This is a genomic window from Nocardioides aromaticivorans (genome assembly GCF_013408525.1).
Lineage (GTDB): Bacteria > Actinomycetota > Actinomycetes > Propionibacteriales > Nocardioidaceae > Nocardioides > Nocardioides aromaticivorans.
In genome coordinates this window covers 739,317-762,147 of sequence record NZ_JACBZM010000001.1, presented here as the reverse complement: position 1 = coordinate 762,147, position 22,831 = coordinate 739,317, and the positions used below count along the sequence as shown (strand labels likewise).

The window sequence follows — 22,831 nt, the reverse complement described above, 5'->3', positions numbered from 1 at the left end:
CCTAGCCAGCGCTCCCGACAACCGCACCGGCATATCGCTCCGCCAGGACCCGGAGGTGGTCGACGAGCGCCGCGGGCGACTCGACGGTGAAGTCGATGCCGAGCATGCCGATCCACACCGCGACGATCTCGAGGCTGTCGCCACCGGTCACCAGCACGCACCGGCCGTCGGGCAGCGGCTCGACGACGCCGACCGCCGGGTTGATCCGGGCGAGGACCTCCTCGGGGGCGGCGTCGATGACCAGCCGGGCGTGCACGGCCCAGCCGGTCCGGGCCACCTCGCGCACGACGAGCTCGGTCAGGTCGCCGGGCAGCTCGGCGGGTACGAAGTGGCGCCCGCCCGGCAGGCGCAGGGTCAGCCAGTCGACCCGGTACGGCGCCCACGCCCCGGTCGCGGGCGAGCGGCCGACCACGAACCACCGCCGCTGCCACGCGACCACGCGGTACGGCTCGATCTCCACCCGCTCCCGGTCCCCGTCCTCGCCCTCCCCGTCCTCGCCGCCCGGCGGGCCGTAGAACGCACGCAGGCCGCGGTGGTCGCGGATCGCGTCGGCGATCTCGGCGAGCACGCCCGCGTCGACCTCGGGGTCCTCGACGTTGGAGTCGGTGTTGACCGGGCCGGCCTCGGTCGCGTCGCGCAGCGCGGTCACCCGGCGGCGCAGCCGGTCGGGCAGCACGTGCTCCAGCTTGGTCAGGGCGCGCCCGCCGCTCTCCTCGAAGCCGGCGACCCCGGTCAGCGTGCGGAGGCCGACCGCGACGGCCACGGCCTCCTCGTCGTCGAGCAGCAGGGGCGGGAGCTTCGCACCGACGCCGAGCCGGTAGTGGCCGGTCCGGCCGCGGAGGCCGTCGACGGGGTAGCCCAGCTCCCGCAGCCGGGTGACGTCATTGCGCACGGTGCGCTCGGTGACGCCCAGGCGCGCGGCGAGCTCGGGGGCGGTCCACTCGACCCGCGACTGCAGCAGGCCCAGCAGCTCGAGGACACGCCCGGAAGTTGTCTGCACCCACCTGTTTTAACAGGAAAGAAGTGTTCCGGTATCGCTTCTAACGTCGGAGACACCAAGGAGGGAACCCCCACCGAGAACCGGAAGGCACGACCATGACCGAGCAGATCACCCCCTTCGTCATCGACGTCCCGCAGGCCGACCTGGACGACCTGCGCGAGCGCCTCGCCCGCACCCGCTTCGCCCCGGCCGCGCCCGGCGACTCGTGGGACCACGGCACCCCGGAGTCCTACCTCCGCTCCATGGTCGAGCAGTGGCAGGACTTCGACTGGCGGGCCGTCGAGGCCCGGCTCAACGCCTACGACAACTTCGTCACCGACGTCGACGGCCAGCGGATCCACTTCCTCCACGTCCGCTCGCGCCACGCCGACGCCACCCCGCTGCTGCTGGCCCACGCCTACCCGGGCTCGGTGCTCGACTTCGTCGACATGATCGAGCCGCTCGTCGACCCCGAGGCCCACGGCGGTCGCGCGGAGGACGCCTTCCACCTGGTCATCCCGTCGATGCCGGGCTTCGGCTGGTCGACCCCGGTCGCCGACGCGGGATGGACGGCGAAGCGCGCGGCAGCGGCGTACGACGTCCTGATGCGGCGCCTGGGCTACGACGCCTACGGGGTGCACGGCAGCGACATGGGCGCGATGGTCGGGCGCGAGCTCGCCGTCACCGACCCGGAGGGCTTCCGCGGCGCGCACGTGCTGCAGCTCTTCTCGTTCCCGAGCGGCGACCCGGCCGAGTTCGAGGCCTTCGGCCCGAAGGAGTACGCCGCCCTCGAGCACATGCAGTGGTTCCAGTCGGTCGGCGGCTACAACACGATGAACGCGAGCCGCCCGCAGACGATCGCCGCCGGCCTCGCCGACTCACCGGTCGCCGTCCTGGCCTACAGCGAGCTCCTCGAGAGCTTCGGCAACGGCACCAGCCTGGTCACGCCGGAGCAGGTGCTGGCCCAGGCGACCCTCTACTGGCTGACGAACACCTACGCCTCGGCCGTGCGCTACTACTACGACGAGCAGCGCTCGGGTGCCGAGCCCGTTGTCAGCGCCGGCCGGATCGGGGTCGCGGTGTTCAAGGACGACTTCCAGACGATCCGCTCGCTCGCGGAGCGCGACAACACCGGCATCGACCACTGGTCGGAGCTGCCGGCCGGCGGGCACTTCGCGGCGATGGAGGTGCCGCAGGACGTCGTTGCCGACCTGCGGGCGTTCTTCGCCTGACGGTCCCCGTCGCAGCGCCTGGCCGCTCCGGTCAGGCGCTGCGGTGCGTCCGGGCGCCCCACAGGAGCGCACCGGCGACGGCCACCTCCAGCGCGATGAAGCCGACCATCTTCGCGCTCGGCCGGCCCTCGAAGACGGCGGAACCGGCCCGGCCGGCCGCCATCCCGGCCGTCGCGACGCCGATCGCCGTCGCCGAGGCCGGGCTCGTCGCGAGGGTCGCGGCGAAGGCGAGCGGCAGGCCGCCGTACACGGCCCGGATCTCGGTGCGCGAGTCCGCATTCGGGGCGGTGGAGCCGATCACGGCGGGCACCACGCCCGGCTTGAGGAAGGACACGAGGCCGAGCCCGGCGTACGCCGCCGCGCCCGTCGCGATGAGCGGGTTCATGGCGCCATCGTGCGCCCGGTCCGGTGCCCGGGGCCATGACCTGCGAGGTCATCGGCCGCGGGCCGGGGACCCGTCAGCGCGGCAGGCCGCTCGCCCGCCACGCACCACGCCCCTGGGCGAGGGTGCGTCCGGGCGTGGACCGGACCTGGCGGGCCGGGTTCGCCCACTCCGAGCGCGGCGGCTCGGGTGCGGGTGCGCCACCGCCGAGGGCGGAGAGGACCGCGACGATCGCGGCCACCTCCTCCGGCGTGGTGTCGGGCGTGACGATGCGGAGGAGCGGCTGGGCCGGCTCCTCGGGCTGCGTGGCCGCCTCGACGGTCTCCTGGACGTCGCTCACAGCGGGATGTTCCCGTGCTTCTTCGGCGGCAGGGTCTCGCGCTTGGTGCGCAGCAGGCGCAGGGCCTTGACCACCTCGGCGCGGGTCTCCGAGGGCATGATGACGCCGTCGACGTAGCCGCGCTCGGCCGCGATGTAGGGGTTGGCCAGGGTGGTCTCGTACTCGTCGATCAGCTCGGCGCGCTTGGCCTCGACCTGTTCGGCGGAGGCACCGCCGGCCGCGAGCTCGTTGAGGGTGCGGCGGTGGACGATGTTGGCCGCGCCCTGGGCGCCCATGACCGCGATCTGGCCGGTGGGCCACGACAGGTTGATGTCGGCGCCGAGGTGCTTGGAGCCCATGACGTCGTAGGCGCCGCCGTAGGCCTTGCGGGTGATGATCGTGACCAGCGGGACGGTGGCCTCGGCGTAGGCGTAGATCAGCTTCGCGCCGCGACGGATGATGCCGAGGTGCTCCTGGTCGACACCGGGCAGGAAGCCCGGGACGTCGACGAAGGTCAGCACGGGGATGTTGAACGCGTCGCAGAACCGCACGAAGCGTGCGGCCTTCTCGGAGGCGTCGATGTCGAGGGTGCCGGCGAACTGCATCGGCTGGTTGGCCACGATCCCGACCGGGCGGCCCTCGACGCGGCCGTAGCCGGTGATGATGTTGGGCGCGAACAGCGCCTGGACCTCGAGGAAGTCGCCGTCGTCCACGATCGTGGTGATCACGTCGTGCATGTCGTAGGGCTGGTTCGGGGAGTCCGGGATCAGCGTGTCGAGCGCGAGGTCCTCGGCCGTCGGGGTGAGGTCCGCCTGCTCGTCGTAGGCGGGGGCCTCGTCGAGGTTGTTCTGCGGCAGGAAGGACAGCAGGCCCTTGACGTACTCGATGGCGTCGTCCTCGTCGGAGGCCATGTAGTGGGCGTTGCCGGACTTGGTGTTGTGGGCCCGGGCGCCGCCGAGCTCCTCCATGGTGACGTCCTCGCCGGTGACGGTCTTGATCACGTCGGGGCCGGTGATGAACATCGCCGAGGTCTGGTCGACCATGATCGTGAAGTCGGTGACCGCGGGGGAGTAGACGTGCCCGCCGGCGCAGTTGCCCATGATCAGCGAGATCTGCGGGATCACGCCCGAGGCGTGGACGTTGCGCTTGAAGATCTCGCCGTACAGGCCGAGCGAGACCACACCCTCCTGGATGCGGGCGCCGGCACCCTCGTTGATGCCGATGATCGGGCAGCCCGACTTGATCGCCAGGTCCATGACCTTGGTGATCTTCTCGCCGTAGACCTCGCCCAGCGAGCCACCGAAGACGGTGAAGTCCTGGGAGAACACGCAGACCTGGCGGCCGTCGACCGTGCCGTAGCCGGTGATCACGCCGTCGCCGTAGGGGCGGGTCTTCTCCAGCCCGAACGCGGTCGAGCGGTGGCGGGCGAACTCGTCGAGCTCGACGAACGAGCCCTCGTCGAAGAGCAGCTCGATCCGCTCACGCGCGGTCTTGCGACCCTTGGCGTGCTGCTTCTCCTGCGCCTTCGCGGCGGGAGCGTGCACGGCCTCGTCTGTCCGGCGCTCCAGGTCGGCGAGCTTGCCGGCCGTGGTGTGGATGTCGATCTCTGCCGGCTGCGGCTGGGCGGTCAAGGGGGCCTCCTCGTTCTCCAGCACCCCGGGGTTTCCTCAGGGCGCCTGCTGCGACAGGGTAGTGCCCGTGACTCTCGGCTCGAACCAGCACCCGGCCCGTGGACCCCTCGACGGCGAGCGCCTCGCCGCGGCGTTCGGGCAGACCCCCGGCCTCGCCCTCGAGCTGCTGCCCGAGGCGCCATCGACGAACGAGGTCGCGACCGAGCGGGCCCGGGCGGGCGCCGCCGAGGGGCTCGTCGTCGTGGCCGACCACCAGGTCGCCGGCCGCGGACGCCTCGACCGCACCTGGGAGACGCCGGCCGGCACCGCCGCGACCTTCTCCGTCGTACTGCGTCCGAGCGTGCCGGCCTCGTCCTGGCCGTGGCTCCCGCTGCTCGTCGGGCACAATGTCACCAAGGCGCTCGTCGCGCTCGGCTACGACGCGCGGGTGAAGTGGCCCAACGACGTGCTCCTCGACGACGACCGCAAGGTCGCCGGCATCCTCGTCGAGCGGGTCGAGACCCCCGACGGCCCGGCGGCGATCATCGGCGTCGGCATCAACGTGTCGATGACGGCCGACGAACTGCCGGTCGAGACGGCCACCAGCCTCGCGGTCGCGGCGCCGGGCGCGCCCGACCGGACGCAGGTGCTGATCGAGGCCGTCACCGCCATCCGGGAGGGGTACGACGTCTGGCAGGCCGGCGGCGACCTCGGCACCCAGCGGCTCGCCACCTCCTACCGCTCCCACTGCGCCACGCTCGGTCGCGAGGTCCGGGTGGACCTGCCCGGTGGCGGCGAGCTGACCGGCCGCGCCACCGACATCGACCCCGACGGCCGGCTCGTCGTCGAGACCTCGTCCGGGACCGAGCGGGTGGGTGCCGGAGACGTCGTACACGTGCGCGCGACCGACTGAGTCGCCGCGTGCGCAGCCGAACCGGGCGAAGGGTGGGATGATCTCCCCGTGGCCATCTCGAAGAAGCTGCTCAACCCCGGTGAGCGACTGATCCTGAGCACGCGGCAGCACCCGAAGGCGCTGTTCGTGCCGATCCTCGCGCTCGTCGTCCTGCTCGCGATCGGGGTGGTCGCCGAGGCGAACCTCGACGACGACGGCTTCCAGCAGGTCGTCGGCTACATCGTGTGGGTGCTCGCGATCCTCGGCATCCTGTGGTTCTCGGTGCGGCCCTTCCTCGTCTGGCTGACGACGGTCCACGCCTTCACCGACCGGCGCCTGATCACCCGCAACGGCATCCTGACCCGCCGCGGCCACGACATCCCGCTGGCCCGGGTGAGCGACATCTCGATCGAGATCAACCTGATCGACCGGCCCTTCGGCTGCGGCAGCCTGCTGATCGCCGACGCGTCGACCCACGGCATGGTCCGGCTCAACGACATCCCCCACGTCGAGGCCGCGCAGCGCCAGCTCAACGAGCTCCTGCACGACCTCCACCAGGGGCCCGGCGTGCGCCGCGACGAAGGTGTCTGACACCGACCCGGAGCTGACCTTCCTCGGGGAGGAGCCCCAGCTCACCGCGGCGGAGGTCGCCGACCAGGCGGGCATCCCGCTCGCGCAGGCGCGCCGGCTGTGGCGCACCCTCGGGTTCCCGGAGCGCGGCGACGCCCGCGCCTACACGGAGGCCGACGTCGCCGCGCTCCGGCTGGTGGTCGACCTGCTCGGCGAGGGCATCATCGACCTCGACGTCGCGCTCAACGTCGCCCGTGGGGTCGGGCTGAGCATGGCGCGGCTGGCCGACTGGGAGGTCGGCGAGCTGGTCCACCACGTCGACGAGGCGTTCGCCGAGCAGGGCGGCGCCGAGGACGGCGACTCCACGGCCTGGGTGATGGACCGCTTCGGGGCCCGGTTCGAGGACCTGCTCGTCTACGCGTGGCGCCGCCACCTGGCCGCCGCGGTCGACCGGATGCAGTCGGTGCGCGCGATCGACGCCGACCCGCACACGACCGACCTGAGCGTCGGCTTCGCCGACATCGTCGGCTTCACGGCGCTGTCCAACGAGGTCAGCCGCGAGCGGATCGGCGAGCTCGTCGAGGTCTTCGAGTCCCGTTGCGGCGACGTCATCGCCCGCGAGCAGGGTCGCCTGATCAAGAGCATGGGCGACGCGGTCCTCTTCGTGAACGACGACCCCATGGCGGCCTTCTCCACCGCCGAGGGGATCATCAACGTCATCGGCCGCGACCCCCGCATGCCGGACGTCCGGGTCGGCCTCGCCAGCGGCGGCGTCGTGCTCCGGCTCGGCGACGTCTTCGGCCCGCCGGTCAACCTCGCCGCCCGGCTCACCCAGGTCGCACGGCGCAACCGGATCATCGTCGACCACGCCACCGCGGACCTGCTGCCGGCCGACCAGATCGAGTCGCGGCCGCTGCCGCCGCGCCCGGTGCGCGGCTTCGGCGTGGTCGAGCCGGTCGCCGTACGACGCGCCTGACGGACTGCGTTCGGCGAATTCCCGGATCTGGTCCAACGGATTCGCTAGGCAAAATTCTCGCCGTTTCCCCTCCGGTGACCACCCCGCGTCCTTACCTTGACCTCTGTGATCGAGGTGCAGGACGTACGGGTCGATCCGTCGACCCGTCGCGCGTGGCGCGGGGACCGGGAGGTCCTGCTGTCGCGCAAGGAATTCGACCTCGTCCACGCCCTCATCGCCCGCGCCGGAACGGTCGTGACGCGCGAGGAGCTGATGCGCGACGTCTGGGGGGTCACCTTCTGGACCTCCTCGAAGACGATCGACGTGCACCTGGGCTGGGTACGCCGCAAGCTCGGCGACGACACCCGCCAGCCACGGCTGATCACGACGATCCGCGGCCAGGGGCTGCGCTTCGAGGCCGGCGAGCCCGCCGGGCTGACCGACACCGCCTGACCGACCCGCCTGAGCGACCCGCCTGATTCCGCACCGACGGCGGCCGCGTCCTAGGCTTCGGCCGTGCCAGCGACCGAACGTTCCCCCCGCATCGCCGTCATCGGCGGCGGCCAGCTCGCCCGGATGATGGCCCAGCCCGCGATCGCGCTCGGCGTGCCGTTGCGGCTGCTGGCCGAGGCCGAGGGTGTCTCGGCCGCGCAGGTCATCCCGGACCAGCAGGTGGGGGACTACCGCGACCTCGCGACGCTGCGGGCGGTCACCGAGGGCTGCTCGGTCGTCACCTTCGACCACGAGCACGTCCCGACCGAGCACCTGCGCGCCCTGGCCGACGACGGCGTGGTCGCGCACCCCGGGCCCGAGGCGCTCGTGCACGCGCAGGACAAGATCGTGATGCGCGAGGCGATGACCCGCCTCGGCGCCCCGCAGCCGCGCTGGGCCGTGGTCACCTCGGTCGCGGAGGTCGAGACGTTCGGCCTGCCGTGCGTGCTCAAGACGAGCCGCGGCGGGTACGACGGCAAGGGCGTCTGGTTCGCCCGGACGACCGCCGACGCGGCCGACGCCCTCGCCACCGCCGAGGAGGCCGGCGTCCGGCTCCTCGCCGAGGAGCTGGTCGACTTCCGGCGCGAGCTCTCGGCCCTCGTCGCTCGCGCGCCGAGCGGCCAGGCGGCGGCGTACCCGGTCGTGGCGAGCCTGCAGGTCGACGGCATCTGCCGCGAGGTCGTCGCGCCGGCGCCCGACCTCGACCCGGCGCTGGCCACCGCTGCCCAGGAGCTGGCGCTGCGGATCGCCGGTGAGCTCGGCGTGACCGGCATCCTCGCGGTGGAGCTGTTCGAGGCCGTGGACGCCGACGGCAACCCGCAGGTGCTCGTCAACGAGCTCGCGATGCGCCCGCACAACACGGGCCACTGGACCCAGGACGGCGCCGTCACCAGCCAGTTCGAGAACCACCTGCGCGCCGCGCTCGACCTGCCGCTCGGCTCGCCCGAGCCCCGCGCCCGGTGGACGGTGATGGTCAACATCCTCGGTGGCGACAACCCCGACGTCGGTCGCCTCTACGACGGCTACCCGCACGCGCTGGCCCGGGACCCGCGGCTGCGGGTGCACCTCTACGGCAAGGACCTGCGTCCGGGCCGCAAGGTCGGCCACGTCAACACCTTCGGCGACGACCTCGAGGACTGCCTCGAGCGGGCGCGGCACGCGGCGGCGTGGTTCCGGGGCGATCTCGGCAACCACAGCGAGTGACCCGCCGTCGTCCGGACTCACTAGGCTCCCGCCCATGACTGCGCGTGTGGGCATCGTGATGGGCTCGGACTCCGACTGGCCGGTGATGCAGCTGGCGGCGGAGGCCCTGCAGGAGTTCGGCATCGCCCACGAGGCGGACGTCGTCTCGGCGCACCGGATGCCGGAGGAGATGCTCGCCTACGGCAAGGAGGCCGCCGGTCGCGGCCTGTCGGTGATCATCGCCGGCGCCGGCGGCGCGGCCCACCTGCCCGGCATGCTCGCCGCGGTCACGCCGCTGCCGGTCATCGGGGTGCCGGTGCCGCTGAAGTACCTCGACGGCATGGACTCCCTGCTCTCCATCGTGCAGATGCCCGCCGGGGTGCCGGTCGCCACCGTCGCGATCGGCGGTGCGCGCAACGCCGGGCTGCTCGCCGTACGCATCCTGGCGGCGAGCGACCCCGCGCTCCAGCAGCGGATGAGCGACTTCCAGGCCGAGCTCAAGGCCGCCGCCGAGGCGAAGGGCGCGGTCGTCCGGGGCCACTGATGCTCCGGGTCGCGCCGCTGCGCGAGGGGCGCCTCGTCGGGATCGACGTGGCGCGCACCGTCGCGCTGGTCGGCATGATCGCGACCCACGTCCTCGACGGCCGTACGACGACCGGCGAGCTGACCACCGTCCAGTGGCTCGCCGGCGGCCGGGCCTCCGCGCTGTTCGCGGTCCTGGCGGGCGTCAGCATCGCGCTGATGAGCGGGGGAGCGCACCCGGTCCGCGGCAGCGAGCGCACCCGGACCGTGCTCGGCCTGGCGGCCCGGGCGGTCCTGGTCGCGCTGCTCGGGCTCGCCCTCGGCGGGCTGGAGACCAGCCTGGCGATCATCCTCGCCTACTACGGCGTGCTCTTCCTGCTGGGACTGCCGTTCATCGGCCTGCGCGCCGTGCCGCTCGCGGTGCTGGCGGGGGTCTGGCTGGTGGCGGCACCGGTGGCGTCGCACCTGGTGCGCCCGAGCCTGCCCGTCCGGGACTTCGCGAGCCCCGACTTCTCGCGGTTCGTGGATCCGGGACCGCTGCTCGCCGACCTCCTGCTGACCGGCTACTACCCGGCGGTGCCGTGGCTGGCCTACCTGCTGGCCGGCATGGCGATCGGCCGGACGGACCTCACCGGCTGGCGGACCCCGCTGCGGCTCGCCGCGTGCGGGCTCGGCCTCGCGGTGGTCGCGACCGCGGTGTCACGGCTGTGCACGTCGTCCCTGGAGGTCCGCACGGCGCTGGTGCCCCACCGGGTCACGACCGAGGACGAGCTGCTGCGGATGCTCAGCGGCAGCCAGCACGGCACCACGCCGACCGACGGCGCCTGGCAGTGGCTGCTCGTCGTGTCACCGCACTCGGCCACGCCCTTCGATCTCGCGCAGACCATCGGGAGCGCGCTGGTCGTGATCGGCCTCGCCCTCGCGCTCGCCGACGTCCTGCCGCGGTGGGGACGCGCCGCTCTCGCCGTGCTGGCCGGGGCGGGGGCGATGCCGCTGTCGCTCTACACGCTGCACGTGGTGATGCGGACGCCGGACGTGTGGCCCGCCGAGCAGGAGCGGACGTTCGGCTGGCACGTCGCCGTCGTGCTCGGCGTCGGCGCGGTCTTCGCGCTGCTGGGGCGCCGCGGGCCGCTGGAGTGGCTCGTCGGCTGGCCGGGTCGGCGGCTCAGGCGCGGCGTACGGACCGGTTGACCCACTCGATCTTCGGGCAGGTGTCCATCACCATCGCCACCCCGGCGGCACGGGTCCGCTCGAAGGCCGCCTCGTCGACCACGCCCACCTGGAACCACACGCCGCGCGCACCGATCGCCACCGCCTGGTCGGCGAACTGCCCGGCCTCCTCCGAGCGCCGGAACACGTCGACCACGTCGACCGGGAAGGGCACGTCGGCCAGCGTCGCGTAGCCGCGCTCGCCGAGCACCTCCTCCGGTCCGTCGGGCGTGCCGAACACGGGGTGGATGGGCACGATCCGCTTGCCGTGGGCCTGCAGCACCTGCGCGATCGCGTACGCCGTCCGGCGGGTGTTGGCGGACAGGCCGACCACCGCCCAGGTCTCGCAGTCGTCGAGCATGAGGTCGATGGCGTCGTGGGACAGGTGGGCGGGTGCCGAGGTCATGTAGGTGCAATACCCGGACGGCCGCGGTTCTTCCCCGGCGCGAGCGCCTCGCGGACCCGTCGTACGACGTCGTCGACGTCGTCGACCCCGCCGGTGATGACGATCGTCGGCTGGTCGGGGGCCCCGGGGTCGCGCAGCAGCCGCAGGGCGAGCGTCAGCGCGTCGTCGAGCTCGCCGCGGGGGTCGTCGGTCTCGCCGCGCACCCACCGCCGCAGCACGTGGTTGTGGGCGATCACGACCGAGGAGGCGACCAGCTCGGCGCGCAGCGGGCCGTCGGGCTCCTGGTCCAGCCAGCCGTGGATGTGCTGCGAGAAGAGCCGGACGTAGCGCTGCACGCTCGCCGTCTCCCGGTCCCGGATGGCCGGGACGCTGCTGGAGAGCCGGTAGCGGGCGCGGGCGGTCCCGCCCTCGGCGAGGTAGTGGCTGAGCACCATGCCGGCCGCCTCGCGCAGGGCGGTCCCGGCGCTGCCGGGCGAGGCCACCGCGAGCCGGTCGGCGAGGCGGCCGAGCAGCGCCTCGTGGTCGGGGAGCACGACCTCCTCCTTGCCGCGGAAGTGCCGGAAGAAGGTGCTCCGCCCGGTGCCGGCCCGGGCCGCGATGTCGTCGACGGTCGTGGCGTCGTACCCCTGGGCCTCGAAGAGCTCGAAGGCGGCGGCGACGAGGCGCTCGCGGGTGGGGGTGGGCACCGGCTCAGGCTAGCTCGACGGAACGGAGTCTCGCTACTATGATACTGAGTACCGTTCGAGCCCGAGCACAGGAGCCACGCGTGAGCGACTACCCGATGTACGCCCTCTCCGAGGAGCACCAGGCCATCCGCGAGGCCGTGCGCGCGATCTGCGACGCCAAGGTCGCGCCCTTCGCCGCCGCGGTCGACGAGGAGGCCCGCTACCCGCAGGAGGCGCACGACGCCCTGCAGGCGGCGGACTTCCACGCGCCCCACGTGCCCGAGGAGTACGGCGGCGCCGGCGCCGACGCGCTCGCCACGGTCCTCGTCATCGAGGAGGTCGCCCGGGCCGACGTGTCCGCGTCGCTCATCCCCGCCGTCAACAAGCTCGGCTCCCTGCCCGTGATGATCGGCGGTGGCGAGGAGATCAAGAAGAAGTACCTCACCAAGCTCGCGGCCGGCGAGGGCGGCTTCTCGTACTGCCTCTCCGAGCCCGACGCCGGCTCCGACGCCGCCAACCAGAAGACCCGTGCGGTCCGCGACGGCGACGACTGGATCCTCAACGGCACCAAGCGCTGGATCTCCAACGCGGGGGAGTCGGAGTTCTACACCGTCCTCGCGACCACCGACCCCGACGCCCGGACCAGGGGCATCTCGGCCTTCGTGGTCGAGAAGTCCGACGCGGGCGTCTCCTTCGGCGCCCCGGAGAAGAAGCTCGGCATCAAGGGCTCGCCCACCCGCGAGGTCTACTTCGACAATGTCCGGATCCCCGGCGACCGGATCATCGGCGAGGAGGGCAAGGGCTTCGAGTACGCCATGAAGACCCTCGACCACACCCGCATCACGATCGCCGCCCAGGCCGTCGGCGTCGCCCAGGGCGCCCTCGACTACGCCCTCGGCTACGCCAAGGAGCGCCAGCAGTTCGGCAAGGCGATCGCGGACTTCCAGGGCCTGCAGTTCCTGCTCGCCGAGATGGGCATGAAGGTCGAGGCCGCCCGCCAGCTGACCTACGCCGCCGCCGGCCGCTCGGAGCGCGGCGACTCCGACCTCACCTTCTTCGGCGCCGCGGCCAAGTGCTTCGCGTCCGACGTCGCGATGGAGGTCACCACCAACGCCGTCCAGGTGCTCGGCGGCTACGGCTACACCCGCGACTACCCGGTGGAGCGGATGATGCGCGACGCGAAGATCACCCAGATCTACGAGGGCACCAACCAGGTGCAGCGCATCGTCATGGCCCGCCAGCTCCTCGCGGGGGTCCAGAGCGAGCTCTGACCGGTTCGCGCGAGGCGGCTCCTTGCACATCCGGAGCCGCCTCCGCGCGCCGAAATATCGCATCCGAGAAGATTTCCGTGGTGCGTGACGTAACTCTCTGCGCCGCTTCCGGTTTAATCATCGAACACACCTGTCCGCCCCGCTCGGGGAGCGGTTCCGATGCCGGTGTTCACCTATGGGGAGATGGGGCCAGATGCGTCGATTGCTCACCGCACTTGCCATTGTCGGAGCGCTGCTCGTGCCGGGAGGGCGCGCGGTCGCCGACGACACCTACACGCCCACGTTCCCGACGAGCTGCAACATCAACGTGCCGCACGTCGCCGTCGGGAAGCGGGTGCACCTCGTCATCGAGGTCGCGTCCAACTCGAACGTGGCCGAGGTCGGCACGGTGAAGCTGACGATCTCCACGGCCAGCGCCCGCCAGGCCGCGCGCGCCGCGGCCCGGGGCGTCGTGTGGACCAAGACGGTGCGCTACGAAGGCAGCCCGATCGAGGTCCTCGGCCCGGTGCTCCCGCGCGGTCGCTACCGCGTCACCATGGCGTTCACGCCCGACGACGGACAGCTCACGGGCTGCCGCAACGCCGTCGGCTTCCGGGTCGGAGGCGGTGGCACCGGCGGTGAGGACGACGACAACGGCACGCTGCCCAACACCGGTGGTCCGCACCTGTGGATCCTGCTGGCCGGCCTCGGGCTGGTCGTCGCGGGCGGCGGCCTCGCCGGCGGCAGCCGGCGCCCCCGGGCGCTCGCCTGACGCTCCGCGGGACGGAGGCGTCCCGTGGTTCGGCCGTTCGCGTGACGCTTGCGCCGCCATGGCGTTGGATGAGCGGGAGCGGTCAGTGGGGCCGCTGGAGGAGGGACACCCATGTCGCAGGTCGACGCACCTGACGGACCCGACGAGGGCGCCACGAGCGATGAGGGCGAGGGCACGGTCCGCGTCCGCCGGCGCCGTCAACGCCCCGGCAACGGGTCGGGCAGCACCACCGCGAAGCCTCCGGTGTCGACCGGACGACGTGTCTCGTTCTGGCTCGGCTGCGGCCTGATCGCCGCCGGCCTCGCCGTGCTTGCGTGGGTGGCCTGGCAGTTCTGGGGCACCAACTGGGTGTCCGAGCGCCGCCAGGGCCAGGTGGCCATCTCGCTGCGCGACGGCTGGGCCGACGGACAGGACGTCGTACGCACCGACTTCGGCAACGCCAGCGCCATCCTGGTCATCCCGCGCTTCGGCAAGGACTACGAGGTGCCCGTGCTCGAAGGGTCCTCCGACGAGGTCCTGGCTGCCGGCGTCGGCCACATGGAGAACACCGCGGACGCCGGCGCGGAGGGCAACTACGTGCTGGCCGGCCACCGGGTCACCCACGGTGAGCCCTTCGCCGACTTCCCGAAGCTCGAGCCGGGCGACGAGATCTTCGTGATGACCCGCGCGGCGACGTACACCTATGTCCTGGACAGCGGTGGCGAGGACCTGATCATCCCGTTCACGAAGACCTGGGTCCTGGACCCGAAGCCCGTCAACCCCGACGGCGGCACCCAGCCGCCGGACACGATCGACGGCGATCCGAACACCCACATCATCACGTTGCTGACCTGTTCGGAGATCTTCCACACCGACAACCGGTCCGTCGCATTCGGCCACTTGGTGGAGTCTGTTCCCACGAACGCGTCCTGACCCACTAGGATCATGTGCAACGCACTTCCCGTCCCAGAGACGAGCCGGGTCGTTGCATGGGGACTGGCTGTAGGAGGAAGTTGTGCTGAGGAAGATCGCTGCGCTCGCCGCACTGTCGGCTGCGGTCGTCGTGACGCCCGTGGGCTCCGCCACTGCTGACGACGGATACAGCGGGATGCAGATCCCGACGGAGACGCTGATCGTCGTCGTCGACGCCGAGATCGGCAAGCCCGTCGAGCTCGAGGTGAGCGCGAGCGCCAACTACCCGACGCCGCCCGAGGGCGACATCGAGGTCAAGATCCTCGCCGCGTCCGGCACCGCGCGCGGTGCGCGTGCCGTGGCCTCGGCCCCGCTGTTCACCACGACGGTGCACTTCGTCGACGACGCCGTCCCGGTCACCGGCCCCTCGCTGCCGCGCGGCAAGTACATCGCGACCGCGGCGCTGACGCCGGACAACACCGAGCTCTTCCTCCCGTCCGACGACACCACGGCCTTCCGCCTCGGTGCCGGACCCGGCGGTGACGACGACGACAACGGCAACCTGCCCAACACCGGTGGCCCGAACGTGATGTGGCTGCTGCTCGGCACCGCCCTCGTCGGCGCCGGCGTCGGCGGGGTCGGCTACGGCCGGCGTCGCCAGCAGGGCGTCCCCGCCTGACCTGCTGCACCCCTGATCCATCCTCCGGCCGCCCACGGGCGGCCGGAGGTCGTTTTCGGCCACTACAGTGGATCCCACACCGACCCCGGGAGGTACCGATGCCCACCCTGCGTTGCCCCTGCTCCGTCACGCTGCGCGGCGAGACCGACGACGAGCTGGTCGAGAAGGCCCAGGAGCACCTCGCGGCCGAGCACCCCGGCCGGGAGTACTCCCGCGAGGAGATCCTGTTCATGGCGATGTGAGCCCGAGGCCCACACCGCCCACATCGCCCGAACGGGCCGTCAGACGATGCGCGGCAGGGCGGAGGCCTTGCCGGTGAACGCGGGCGCCCGCTTCTCCAGGAAGGCCGCGACGCCCTCCTTGCCGTCCCCGATCGACGTCCAGTACATCGCCAGCGAGTCGGTCAGGTGCGCCTCGAGCGGCTCGGCGGCCGCGCTGTTGCGGTAGAGCATCTGCTTCGCGAGGGCCAGCGCCACGGGGGAGCGGTCCTTCACGAACGAGCGGGCCAGCTCCTGCGCCGCCGGCAGCAGGTCCTCCGGCGCGTGCAGGCTGCGCACCAGCCGTCCGGCGAGCGCCTGCTCCGCGGTGAGGATGTCGGCGGAGTAGACCCACTCCAGGGCCTGCTGGATGCCGACGATCCGCGGCAGGAACCAGCTCGAGCAGGCCTCCGGCACGATCCCGAGGCGGCCGAAGACGAAGCCGATCCGGGCCTTCTCCGAGGCCAGCCGGATGTCCATGGCCAGGGTCATCGTGGCCCCGATGCCGACCGCCGGACCGTTGATCGCCGCGATCACGGGCTTGGGGAGCGCGTGGATCGCCAGCGTGACCTTGCCGCCGGTGTCGCGCACGCCGGAGGCGAACGGCTCGGCGTCGTACGACGCCCGGAACTCCTCGGGGGTCGGCGAGAGCGTCTCGTCGAGCCCGAAGACGTTGCCCTCGGCGCTCAGGTCCATCCCCGCGCAGAACGCCCGGCCCTCGCCGGTGACCACGACGGCGCGCACCGCGTCGTCGCGGGCGTCGGTGAGGAAGACCTGCTCGAGCTCGCGGGCCATCGTCAGGTCGAACGCGTTGAGGGCGTCGGGTCGGCTCAGGGTCAGGGTGGCCACGCCGTCGGCGTCGACCTCCCAGGTCAGGGTCTCGTACACGTCAGTCCTTCGTTGCGGTGGTGAGGAGGTGTCGGCTCACGGGGCGAGCCCGGTGGCCGTGCACAGGTCGGCGGTGATGTCGTCGGTGCGGTCCTCGGCAAGGGTGTCGAAGAGCTTGCGCGCGCGCTTGGTGTCCCACGTGGCGTCGGCGCTGGCGAGCGGCACCGTGCAGGACTTCGGGGCGTCGGTCATCGCGAGCGCCCACTGCGAGGCGTCGTAGGGGCCCATGCCCTCGCCGAACCGGAAGAAGTCGGGCACGGCCGCGTTGAGCTTCCAGTAGCGCACGGGGTTGACCACGGACCAGGGCGAGAGCACCTTCTTGCCGACGGCGGCCACGACCTCGCGCTGCTGCTGCACCCGGGCCAGGTCGGAGATCGGGCTGTACTTGCGGGCGCGGGCGTAGGCGAGCGCCGTCGCGCCGTCGACCTCCTGGCAGCCCTTCTTGATGTTGAGGCCCGACGGCTTGTCGCGGATGCGCTTCTTCGGGCACACCTCGATCCCGCCGACCGCGTCGACGACACCGACCAGCCCGCCGAAGCCGATCTCGACGTAGCCGTCGATCCGGACGCCGGTGGCCTTCTCCAGGGTCTGCACGAGGAGCGGGGTGCCGCCCTTGCTGAACGCCGAGTTGACCTTCGACACCCCGTGGCCCGGGATGTCGAGGGGCGAGTCGCGCGGGATCGAGACCAGCGTCGTCGGACCCTCGCCGGTGTGGAGGAGCATGATCGTGTCGGTCAGCTCGCTGGTCTCGTTGCCGGTGTGGAGCCTGCGGCGCTCCGCCTTGGACAGGCCGGCCCGCGAGTCGCTGCCCACGAGGAGGTAGGTCGTTCCGGGCTGCTCGGAGGGACGCTCGCCCGACGGCTCGTAGGCGACCTTGTCGACCTTGCTCCACGTGAAGAGCGGGACCGCCACGAGGAACACCAGCCACAGCACCAGCAGCAGGAGCACCAGCCTGACCCAGGTCCCGGGCCGCTTCCACCGGCTCCTGCGCGGCGACCACGGCGGCGCCGGCGGCCGGCCGGCCGGCTCGGGCGTGGCGCCGTACTGCTCGGCCGGCGGCAGCCGGTCGGGCATCCGCGGGGGTGACGCGCCCGGGCGGGGCTGCACGGGGATGCGTCGCGTCGGCTCGGGGTCGTCCCCGCCCCGCTCGGGTCGCGGGACGCCCTTCTCGTTTCCCGACCCGTACATCCAGTCGAAGTCACCGTCGTCCCCGTTGCCATTGCCGCGCCCCGCCATGCCCGTGACGCTACCGTTTGGCCGTGAGCGAGATCGTTGCGGCACGCACGCCGTCGTACTCCCGGATCGAGCTGGCGACCGTGTCGTCGCGTGCGCAGGCCAACCTCCTGGGCAACATCCACGGCGGCGAGGTGCTCAAGCTGGCCGACTCCACCGCCGGTGTCGTGGCGCAGCGGCACAGCGGTGGCCCCGCCGTCACGGCCGCGCTGGACGAGATGGCCTTCCTCGAGCCGGTGCGCGTCGGCGACATCGTGCGCACCTTCGGCCAGATCAACTGGGTGGGCAGCTCGTCGATGGAGATCGGCGTGCGGATCGAGACCCAGCCGTGGGACGCGACGACCGAGCTGCGGCACGTCGGCTCGGCGTACTTCGTCTTCGTCGCCATCGACGGCGCCGGTGCCGCGCGTCCGGTCCCGGCGCTCGAGCCCGAGACCGACGACGACCGCCGGCGGATGCGCGAGGCGGAGATCCGCCGGGCCCACCGGCTCGCGAAGCGCCGGGAGATCGAGGCCGTCCGCCTGGGCTGACCGGCACCGATCAGCCGGCCACCTCGGTGAGCGCCGCGGCCACCGCGTCGACGGCCGCGGGACGCGGGGGAGCGCCGTACGTCGAGAGCTGGATCCGGCGGTGCGCCGCGAGTCGCCGGGTGGCGACGCCCCGGTGCTGGTGGGCGCGCAGCGCGAGCCCGGGCAGCACGGTGACGCCCAGCCCCGCGGCGACGAGGGACTGCACGGCCACGTAGTCGTCGCTCGCGAAGGCGATCGCGGGCGTGAAGCCGGCGTCTGCACAGAGCGCGAGCAGCTCGCGCCGGCAGCGCTCACAGCCGGCGACCCACGGCTGCCCGGACCAGGCCGCGAGCTCGACCGGCCCCGCGGACGGGGCGGCGTCGTCGCGCGTCACCAGGTGGAGCGGGTCGTCGAGGATCGGCACGGAGGTGATCTGCTCCGGCTCGGGCTGGTCGGGGTAGGCGAAGGTGAGGGCGAGGTCGACGGTGCCGGCGCGCAGCAGCTCGTGCGCCTCGGGCGGCTCCGCCTCGGTGAGCTCCAGCTCGATGCCCGGGTGCCGGCCGGCCAGGAGCGCGAGGGCGTCGGGGACGAGGGTCGCCGCCCCGGAGGGGAAGGCCGCCAGCCGGACCCGCCCGGCCTGCAGGCTGGTCACCGCGGCCAGCTCGGCCTCGGCCCGGGCGAGCAGGCCCAGCACCTCCTCGCCGCGGCGCGCGAGCAGCACGCCCTCGGGCGTGAGCCGCACGCCCCGCCCGACCCGCTGCAGCAGGACCGCGCCCGTCTCGGCCTCCAGCCGGCGCAGGTGGTGGGAGATGGTCGGCTGGCCGTAGTGCAGCTCGGCGGCCGCGGCGGAGACCGAGCCGGTCCGGTGGACGGCGACGAGGGCCTCGAGGCGGCGCAGGTCGATCATGACGGCACTCTATCGATCGATGTCGTCGATGGATGGTTGCGACAAGAACTATTGGACCGATGAATGCCCGGACCGGGACCATGGAGCCATGGCCGAGCAGCGCAGCGCATCCCTCCCCGACGACCCGACCTTCGACGAGGTGCTGCGGGCCGCCGAGGTGGTCGCTCGCGAGCTCCCGGCCACGCCCCTGCAGTCCCACCCGCTCCTCGACAGCGCGGTCGGCGCCGAGGTGCTCGTCAAGCACGAGCACGTCCTGCCGACCGGCTCCTTCAAGGTCCGCGGCGGCGTCCACCTCGCCGCGACGCTCTCCGCCGCCGAGCAGGAGCACGGCCTGGTCACCTGCTCGACCGGCAACCACGCCCAGTCCGTTGCGTACGGCGCCCGGCTGGCCGGCGTGCGCGCCACGATCGTGATGCCGTCCTCCGCCCCTGCGGTCAAGCGGGACGCAGTCGCGGCGCTGGGGGCCGAGGTCCTGGTCCGCGGCGACACCCTCGGGGAGTCCGCTGCCGCGGCTCGCGAGCTGGCGGCCGCCTCGGGCGCCTCCTTCATCTGCCCGACGGACCGGCGGATCGTGCTCGGCCACGCGACGGCGTACCTCGAGCTGTTCCGGCAGGCCGCCGTCCTGCCGAGCGGCCTGGCCGCGGTCTACGTCCCGATCGGCAGCGGCACGGGCGCGGCCGGCGCCTGCCTCGTGCGGGACGCCCTGGCGCCCGGCACCCGCGTGATCGGCGTCCAGTCGGAGGCGGCGCCCGCCGGCTGGAGGTCGTGGCGCAGCGGCACCATCGAGACCGCGCCCGCCACCACGCGGGCCTCGGGGCTCGCCACGACCACGGGGTACCCCCTGCCCCAGCGGGTACTGCGCGGCCGGCTCGACGACTTCGTGCTCGTGGCCGACGACCAGATCGACCACGCCGCCCGCCTCCTGGCGACGCGGGCGCACACCCTCGCCGAGGGTGCCGGAGCCGCCGCCCTGGCCGGCCTTCTCGTCCCCCGGAGTCCGGACCGGTCGGGGCGGCCCGGCCCGGTCGCCGTGATGTGCACGGGCGCGAACGCCTCGGCCGACGAGATCGCCCGGCTCGGCGCCGTGTCGACGGCCGCCTGAGCGCTCCGCCCGGCGCGCGACGGCGCGTCGGCACCGGTGGGACGCGTGTGACTGGTGATACTGGGCGGGTGTCTGGGGATCGGATGGTCGTGGCCGAGCGGGCCGCCCGCGTGCGCTTCCGCCGCGCCCTGACCCTCATGGCCTTCACCCTCGTCGTCCCCGGCTCGGCACAGCTCGTGGCGGGCAACCGGCAGGTCGGCCGGATCGCCGTCCGGGTCTGGCTCGCGACCCTCGCGGTGCTCGCCTTCCTCGGGATCCGCCTGCTGCTCGACCGGTCCTACGCGCTGACCCTCGCGCTCAACCCGACCTTCCTGCTGCTCCTGCGCCTCTACCTCATCGGCGGAGCCATCGCGTGGGCGGCGCTGTTCGTCGACGCCTGGCGGATCGGCCAGCCGCTGAGCCTGCGGATGCAGCACCGCCGGGCGGTCGTCGGCGTCAACGGCGTGCTCTGCTTCTCCGTCGCCGGCACCATGCTGTTCGGCGCCCACCTCGCCGCCGTGCAGCGGGACTGGCTCACCATGTTCGTCGACGGCGAGATCGGTGCTGCCCACGACGGCCGCTTCAACGTGCTGCTCCTCGGCGGCGACTCCGGTGCCGACCGCTGGGGCCTGCGACCGGACTCGATGACGATCGCCTCGATCGACGCGACGTCCGGCAAGACCGTCATGATCGGCCTCCCGCGCAACATGCAGAACTTCAAGTTCCGCGAGGGCTCGGTGATGGACGAGCAGTTCCCGAAGGGCTTCGACTGCGACGGGTGCTACCTCAACGGCGTCAGCACCTGGGCCGAGGACCACACCGACCTCTTCGACTCCGACACCCCGGGCATCGACGCCACCGTGATGGCCATCGAGGGCATCACCGGCCTCGAGATGAACTACTGGGTGATGGTCAACATGAAGGGCTTCCGCCGCCTCGTCGACGCCTTCGGCGGCGTCACCCTCAACGTCCGCGAGCGGATCCCGGTCGGCGGCCTGGGCGAGGACGTGACCGGCTACATCGAGCCCGGCAAGCGCAAGCTCAACGGCTACCAGGCCCTGTGGTTCGCGCGCTCCCGCGAGGGCAGCGACGACTACTCGCGCATGGCGCGCCAGAAGTGCGTGATGACGGCGCTGCTCACGCAGGTCAGCCCGAAGCAGGCGCTCACGAACTTCCAGGAGATCGCCAAGGCGTCGAGCGCGATGATCAGGACGGACGTGCCCGGCGGAGCGCTCGCCGACTTCGCCCAGCTGGCCCTGCGCGCCCGCGACGAGAAGGTCGCGACCGTCTCGCTCGTGCCGCCGCAGGTCAACACCGCGCACCCTGACCTCGACAAGGTCCGCGCGATGGTTCGCAAGGCCATCGACCGCTCCGAGGGCGACGCGAAGCCCACCCCGGGCCGCAAGAAGAAGGGCGAGGGCAAGGTCACGGGCGGCTCGCTCGGCTCGCGCAACGACGGGTACGTCGCCAACGAGACCGACGACGTCGCGGCCGCCTGCTGATCCGGCCGGACTGGGGCCGGTTGGACGGGGCCCGGTCGGACAGGAGCGTTCAGACGGGGAGCGCGGCCACCGCGGCGTCGTACGTCGCCTTGTCGGGGGCCGCGACGATTCCGCCCTCGAGGCGCTGGGGCACCAGCGGTCCGCCGTCGTGGCGTCCGATGGCGCCACCGGCCTCGGTGAGGATGAGCGCGCCGGGCAGGTGGTCCCACGGCATGCTGCGGCTGTAGACGAGGGCAGCCGCGTCACCGGCGATCAGGTGCGGGTAGTCGACGCCGCAGCAGGCCCAGGTCAGCTCCAGGGTGCCGAGGTCGCCGAGGCCGCGGCCGACCCACTGCCGCCGCGCGGTGCGGAAGGGCGCGCCGGTGCCGGTCGTGACGTTGAGCCGCTCGCCGTTGAGCCAGGCGCCGGCGCCGCGCTCGGCGACATAGGCGTTCTCGTGCTGCGGCTGCCAGATCCAGCCGCGGGTGATCTCGCCGGCGACCACCTCCGACACCATCACGGCGTGGTCCGGCGAGCCGTTGACGAAGTTCTTGGTGCCGTCGACGGGGTCGACCGTGAAGCCGTGGTCGGCGGCCGCGAAGGCGTCGAGCAGCGATGCGTCGGCCGCCATCGCCTCCTCGCCGAGCACGACGGCGTCCGGGTAGGCCGCGTTGAGGGCGGCGGTGATGAGCGCCTCGGACTCGTGGTCCGCGACCGTGACCAGGTCACCGGGGTTCTTCTCCGACACCTGCTCGTCGGCGAGGGCGCGGAAGCGGGGGTTGATCACCTCCGCGGCGACGTCCTGGAGGAGGGTCAGCACGGCGGCGGTGTCCACACCTCCACGCTAGGCCATGGCCGCCGCCGGGACCGCATCGGAGAGACCCGCCTCCTGTCTGCCGGATGCACAGTCCCATTCGGCGGCCCTGGCACGCACCTCGCTGCGTTGGCCGTGCTCGCAAGACGCCCGGTCTGGCGTCACACAGCCGCCTTGCGATGCACGCACCATGACCACCGACTATGCCCGCGCCTCCGGCAGACAGGAGACTGGGCCCATGCGCTTCACCGAGCACGAGCTGACGGCGGCCCTGACCGGGACGGCGAAGCACTTCCTGGCCTCCGACCGCAAGCTGCGCCGCAAGGGCGTCGACGTCGAGACCGCGTGGGCCGAGATGGACCGCTACGCCCGCTTCCAGATGCTCGACGCGCTCGGCGACCAGGTCCTGCCGGTCCTCGTCGCCCTGCCCGACATCGACGTCGAGCCCGGCACCCGGCCGTCGTACGACGACAAGGTGGTCGCCGACGTCGTCGCCGGCCTGCTGGGGGAGGACAAGGGTCGGGTGCGCCGCGCGGTCGAGGTCAAGGCCCGCACGGCCCTCGTCCAGCTGGCCCTGGCGAGCGTGCCGCCGCGGCTCGACCCGGACGCATTGCTGACCGAGTTGCCCGACGAGTCCTGAAGTCCGGCTGGGAG

At 72.7% G+C, this 22,831-nt stretch carries 27 protein-coding genes; 17 read left to right on the top strand and 10 right to left on the bottom strand.

What is annotated here, in order from left to right; all coding sequences use genetic code 11:
• Position 1: 1 nt before the first annotated feature.
• The gene (locus tag BJ993_RS03580; protein WP_179647760.1) at positions 2-1,000 is read right to left on the bottom strand and encodes a helix-turn-helix transcriptional regulator; all 999 of its coding nucleotides are present in this window, start codon (positions 998-1,000) and stop codon (positions 2-4) included.
• Positions 1,001-1,095: 95 nt separating this feature from the next.
• On the opposite strand from BJ993_RS03580, the gene BJ993_RS03575 reads away from it, so the two are divergent.
• The gene (locus BJ993_RS03575) at positions 1,096-2,211 is read left to right on the top strand and encodes an epoxide hydrolase family protein (RefSeq protein WP_036541254.1); all 1,116 of its coding nucleotides are present in this window, start codon (positions 1,096-1,098) and stop codon (positions 2,209-2,211) included.
• 31 nt (positions 2,212-2,242) lie between these two features.
• On the opposite strand, the gene BJ993_RS03570 is transcribed toward BJ993_RS03575, so the two are convergent.
• From BJ993_RS03570 to BJ993_RS03560, 3 genes are all read right to left on the bottom strand, one after another.
• Entirely contained in the window at positions 2,243-2,596 is a 354-nt protein-coding gene (locus tag BJ993_RS03570; protein WP_179647759.1) for a DUF4345 family protein, read from the bottom strand.
• Between the two features lie 73 nt (positions 2,597-2,669).
• Positions 2,670-2,933 (bottom strand): acyl-CoA carboxylase subunit epsilon, encoded by a 264-nt coding sequence (locus BJ993_RS03565; protein WP_051931477.1) that lies wholly within the window; start codon positions 2,931-2,933, stop codon positions 2,670-2,672.
• The gene (locus tag BJ993_RS03560; RefSeq protein WP_179647758.1) at positions 2,930-4,543 is read right to left on the bottom strand and encodes an acyl-CoA carboxylase subunit beta; all 1,614 of its coding nucleotides are present in this window, start codon (positions 4,541-4,543) and stop codon (positions 2,930-2,932) included. Before BJ993_RS03560 ends, BJ993_RS03565 begins: the two co-directional genes overlap by 4 nt.
• A gap of 67 nt (positions 4,544-4,610) precedes the next feature.
• Between BJ993_RS03560 and BJ993_RS03555 the strand changes: the two genes are divergently transcribed.
• From BJ993_RS03555 to BJ993_RS03525, 7 genes are all read left to right on the top strand, one after another.
• Positions 4,611-5,435 (top strand): biotin--[acetyl-CoA-carboxylase] ligase, encoded by an 825-nt coding sequence (locus BJ993_RS03555; protein ID WP_308645463.1) that lies wholly within the window; start codon positions 4,611-4,613, stop codon positions 5,433-5,435.
• Between the two features lie 48 nt (positions 5,436-5,483).
• Complete coding sequence (locus tag BJ993_RS03550) at positions 5,484-6,005, top strand: PH domain-containing protein (RefSeq protein ID WP_179647756.1); 522 nt, start codon at positions 5,484-5,486, stop codon at positions 6,003-6,005.
• The gene (locus BJ993_RS03545; RefSeq protein WP_242530303.1) at positions 5,998-6,960 is read left to right on the top strand and encodes an adenylate/guanylate cyclase domain-containing protein; all 963 of its coding nucleotides are present in this window, start codon (positions 5,998-6,000) and stop codon (positions 6,958-6,960) included. Before BJ993_RS03550 ends, BJ993_RS03545 begins: the two co-directional genes overlap by 8 nt.
• Before the next feature lie 105 nt (positions 6,961-7,065).
• Positions 7,066-7,392 carry a winged helix-turn-helix domain-containing protein gene (locus BJ993_RS03540; protein ID WP_051931480.1) on the top strand — a complete coding sequence of 109 codons (327 nt, stop codon included), beginning with the start codon at positions 7,066-7,068 and terminating at the stop codon, positions 7,390-7,392.
• A gap of 63 nt (positions 7,393-7,455) precedes the next feature.
• The gene (locus BJ993_RS03535) at positions 7,456-8,634 is read left to right on the top strand and encodes a 5-(carboxyamino)imidazole ribonucleotide synthase (protein WP_179647755.1); all 1,179 of its coding nucleotides are present in this window, start codon (positions 7,456-7,458) and stop codon (positions 8,632-8,634) included.
• Between the two features lie 34 nt (positions 8,635-8,668).
• A complete protein-coding gene (purE, locus tag BJ993_RS03530) occupies positions 8,669-9,157 on the top strand; it encodes a 5-(carboxyamino)imidazole ribonucleotide mutase (protein WP_036541263.1) in 489 nt (162 codons plus the stop codon).
• A complete protein-coding gene (locus tag BJ993_RS03525; protein ID WP_179647754.1) occupies positions 9,157-10,326 on the top strand; it encodes a heparan-alpha-glucosaminide N-acetyltransferase domain-containing protein in 1,170 nt (389 codons plus the stop codon). Before purE ends, BJ993_RS03525 begins: the two co-directional genes overlap by 1 nt.
• Here the strand turns inward: BJ993_RS03525 and BJ993_RS03520 are convergent.
• Together BJ993_RS03520 and BJ993_RS03515 are read right to left on the bottom strand one after the other, a co-directional pair.
• Positions 10,301-10,750 carry a CoA-binding protein gene (locus BJ993_RS03520; protein WP_218864591.1) on the bottom strand — a complete coding sequence of 150 codons (450 nt, stop codon included), beginning with the start codon at positions 10,748-10,750 and terminating at the stop codon, positions 10,301-10,303. The two genes, BJ993_RS03525 and BJ993_RS03520, sit on opposite strands and share 26 nt — an antisense overlap.
• Complete coding sequence (locus BJ993_RS03515; protein WP_179647753.1) at positions 10,747-11,436, bottom strand: TetR/AcrR family transcriptional regulator; 690 nt, start codon at positions 11,434-11,436, stop codon at positions 10,747-10,749. Before BJ993_RS03515 ends, BJ993_RS03520 begins: the two co-directional genes overlap by 4 nt.
• A 95-nt stretch (positions 11,437-11,531) precedes the next feature.
• Between BJ993_RS03515 and BJ993_RS03510 the strand changes: the two genes are divergently transcribed.
• The 5 genes from BJ993_RS03510 (at position 11,532) to BJ993_RS03490 (ending at position 15,249) form a co-directional block, all read left to right on the top strand.
• Positions 11,532-12,686 carry an acyl-CoA dehydrogenase family protein gene (locus tag BJ993_RS03510; RefSeq protein ID WP_179651936.1) on the top strand — a complete coding sequence of 385 codons (1,155 nt, stop codon included), beginning with the start codon at positions 11,532-11,534 and terminating at the stop codon, positions 12,684-12,686.
• Between the two features lie 193 nt (positions 12,687-12,879).
• The gene (locus BJ993_RS03505; protein ID WP_179647752.1) at positions 12,880-13,437 is read left to right on the top strand and encodes an LPXTG cell wall anchor domain-containing protein; all 558 of its coding nucleotides are present in this window, start codon (positions 12,880-12,882) and stop codon (positions 13,435-13,437) included.
• A gap of 111 nt (positions 13,438-13,548) precedes the next feature.
• Positions 13,549-14,349 carry a class E sortase gene (locus BJ993_RS03500; protein WP_179647750.1) on the top strand — a complete coding sequence of 267 codons (801 nt, stop codon included), beginning with the start codon at positions 13,549-13,551 and terminating at the stop codon, positions 14,347-14,349.
• Between the two features lie 82 nt (positions 14,350-14,431).
• On the top strand, positions 14,432-15,007 hold the full coding sequence (locus tag BJ993_RS03495) for an LPXTG cell wall anchor domain-containing protein (RefSeq protein WP_036541272.1): 576 nt from the start codon (positions 14,432-14,434) through the stop codon (positions 15,005-15,007).
• Between the two features lie 98 nt (positions 15,008-15,105).
• Positions 15,106-15,249 (top strand): DUF1059 domain-containing protein, encoded by a 144-nt coding sequence (locus BJ993_RS03490; RefSeq protein ID WP_179647748.1) that lies wholly within the window; start codon positions 15,106-15,108, stop codon positions 15,247-15,249.
• Between the two features lie 39 nt (positions 15,250-15,288).
• On the opposite strand, the gene BJ993_RS03485 is transcribed toward BJ993_RS03490, so the two are convergent.
• A complete protein-coding gene (locus BJ993_RS03485; RefSeq protein ID WP_179647746.1) occupies positions 15,289-16,152 on the bottom strand; it encodes a crotonase/enoyl-CoA hydratase family protein in 864 nt (287 codons plus the stop codon).
• A 36-nt stretch (positions 16,153-16,188) separates the two neighbouring features.
• On the bottom strand, positions 16,189-17,388 hold the full coding sequence (locus BJ993_RS03480; RefSeq protein WP_036541276.1) for an LCP family protein: 1,200 nt from the start codon (positions 17,386-17,388) through the stop codon (positions 16,189-16,191).
• Between the two features lie 23 nt (positions 17,389-17,411).
• Between BJ993_RS03480 and BJ993_RS03475 the strand changes: the two genes are divergently transcribed.
• On the top strand, positions 17,412-17,915 hold the full coding sequence (locus BJ993_RS03475; RefSeq protein WP_179647744.1) for an acyl-CoA thioesterase: 504 nt from the start codon (positions 17,412-17,414) through the stop codon (positions 17,913-17,915).
• 10 nt (positions 17,916-17,925) lie between these two features.
• On the opposite strand, the gene BJ993_RS03470 is transcribed toward BJ993_RS03475, so the two are convergent.
• Positions 17,926-18,801 carry a LysR family transcriptional regulator gene (locus tag BJ993_RS03470; RefSeq protein WP_036541281.1) on the bottom strand — a complete coding sequence of 292 codons (876 nt, stop codon included), beginning with the start codon at positions 18,799-18,801 and terminating at the stop codon, positions 17,926-17,928.
• A gap of 88 nt (positions 18,802-18,889) precedes the next feature.
• On the opposite strand from BJ993_RS03470, the gene BJ993_RS03465 reads away from it, so the two are divergent.
• Positions 18,890-19,903 carry a threonine ammonia-lyase gene (locus BJ993_RS03465; protein ID WP_179647742.1) on the top strand — a complete coding sequence of 338 codons (1,014 nt, stop codon included), beginning with the start codon at positions 18,890-18,892 and terminating at the stop codon, positions 19,901-19,903.
• A gap of 68 nt (positions 19,904-19,971) precedes the next feature.
• Entirely contained in the window at positions 19,972-21,384 is a 1,413-nt protein-coding gene (locus BJ993_RS03460; RefSeq protein WP_308645462.1) for an LCP family protein, read from the top strand.
• A 49-nt stretch (positions 21,385-21,433) separates the two neighbouring features.
• Here the strand turns inward: BJ993_RS03460 and BJ993_RS03455 are convergent, their stop codons facing one another.
• Complete coding sequence (locus tag BJ993_RS03455; RefSeq protein WP_036541287.1) at positions 21,434-22,198, bottom strand: inositol monophosphatase family protein; 765 nt, start codon at positions 22,196-22,198, stop codon at positions 21,434-21,436.
• Positions 22,199-22,415: 217 nt separating this feature from the next.
• Here BJ993_RS03455 and BJ993_RS03450 point away from each other — a divergent pair, with 217 nt between their 5' ends.
• Complete coding sequence (locus BJ993_RS03450; RefSeq protein WP_179647740.1) at positions 22,416-22,817, top strand: hypothetical protein; 402 nt, start codon at positions 22,416-22,418, stop codon at positions 22,815-22,817.
• Positions 22,818-22,831 lie beyond the last annotated feature (14 nt).

Bases quoted from the DNA above. Each gene is read 5' to 3' on its own strand.
- BJ993_RS03510 (WP_179651936.1), top strand. From the start codon at position 11,532: ATGTACGCCCTCTCCGAGGAGCACCAGGCCATCCGCGAGGCCGTGCGC.
- BJ993_RS03470 (WP_036541281.1), bottom strand. From the start codon at position 18,801: ATGATCGACCTGCGCCGCCTCGAGGCCCTCGTCGCCGTCCACCGGACC.
- BJ993_RS03490 (WP_179647748.1), top strand. From the start codon at position 15,106: ATGCCCACCCTGCGTTGCCCCTGCTCCGTCACGCTGCGCGGCGAGACC.
- BJ993_RS03570 (WP_179647759.1), bottom strand. From the start codon at position 2,596: ATGAACCCGCTCATCGCGACGGGCGCGGCGGCGTACGCCGGGCTCGGC.
- BJ993_RS03525 (WP_179647754.1), top strand. From the start codon at position 9,157: ATGCTCCGGGTCGCGCCGCTGCGCGAGGGGCGCCTCGTCGGGATCGAC.
- BJ993_RS03465 (WP_179647742.1), top strand. From the start codon at position 18,890: ATGGCCGAGCAGCGCAGCGCATCCCTCCCCGACGACCCGACCTTCGAC.
- BJ993_RS03505 (WP_179647752.1), top strand. From the start codon at position 12,880: ATGCGTCGATTGCTCACCGCACTTGCCATTGTCGGAGCGCTGCTCGTG.
- BJ993_RS03480 (WP_036541276.1), bottom strand. From the start codon at position 17,388: ATGGCGGGGCGCGGCAATGGCAACGGGGACGACGGTGACTTCGACTGG.
- BJ993_RS03450 (WP_179647740.1), top strand. From the start codon at position 22,416: ATGCGCTTCACCGAGCACGAGCTGACGGCGGCCCTGACCGGGACGGCG.
- BJ993_RS03500 (WP_179647750.1), top strand. From the start codon at position 13,549: ATGTCGCAGGTCGACGCACCTGACGGACCCGACGAGGGCGCCACGAGC.
- BJ993_RS03520 (WP_218864591.1), bottom strand. From the start codon at position 10,750: ATGACCTCGGCACCCGCCCACCTGTCCCACGACGCCATCGACCTCATG.
- BJ993_RS03575 (WP_036541254.1), top strand. From the start codon at position 1,096: ATGACCGAGCAGATCACCCCCTTCGTCATCGACGTCCCGCAGGCCGAC.
- purE (WP_036541263.1), top strand. From the start codon at position 8,669: ATGACTGCGCGTGTGGGCATCGTGATGGGCTCGGACTCCGACTGGCCG.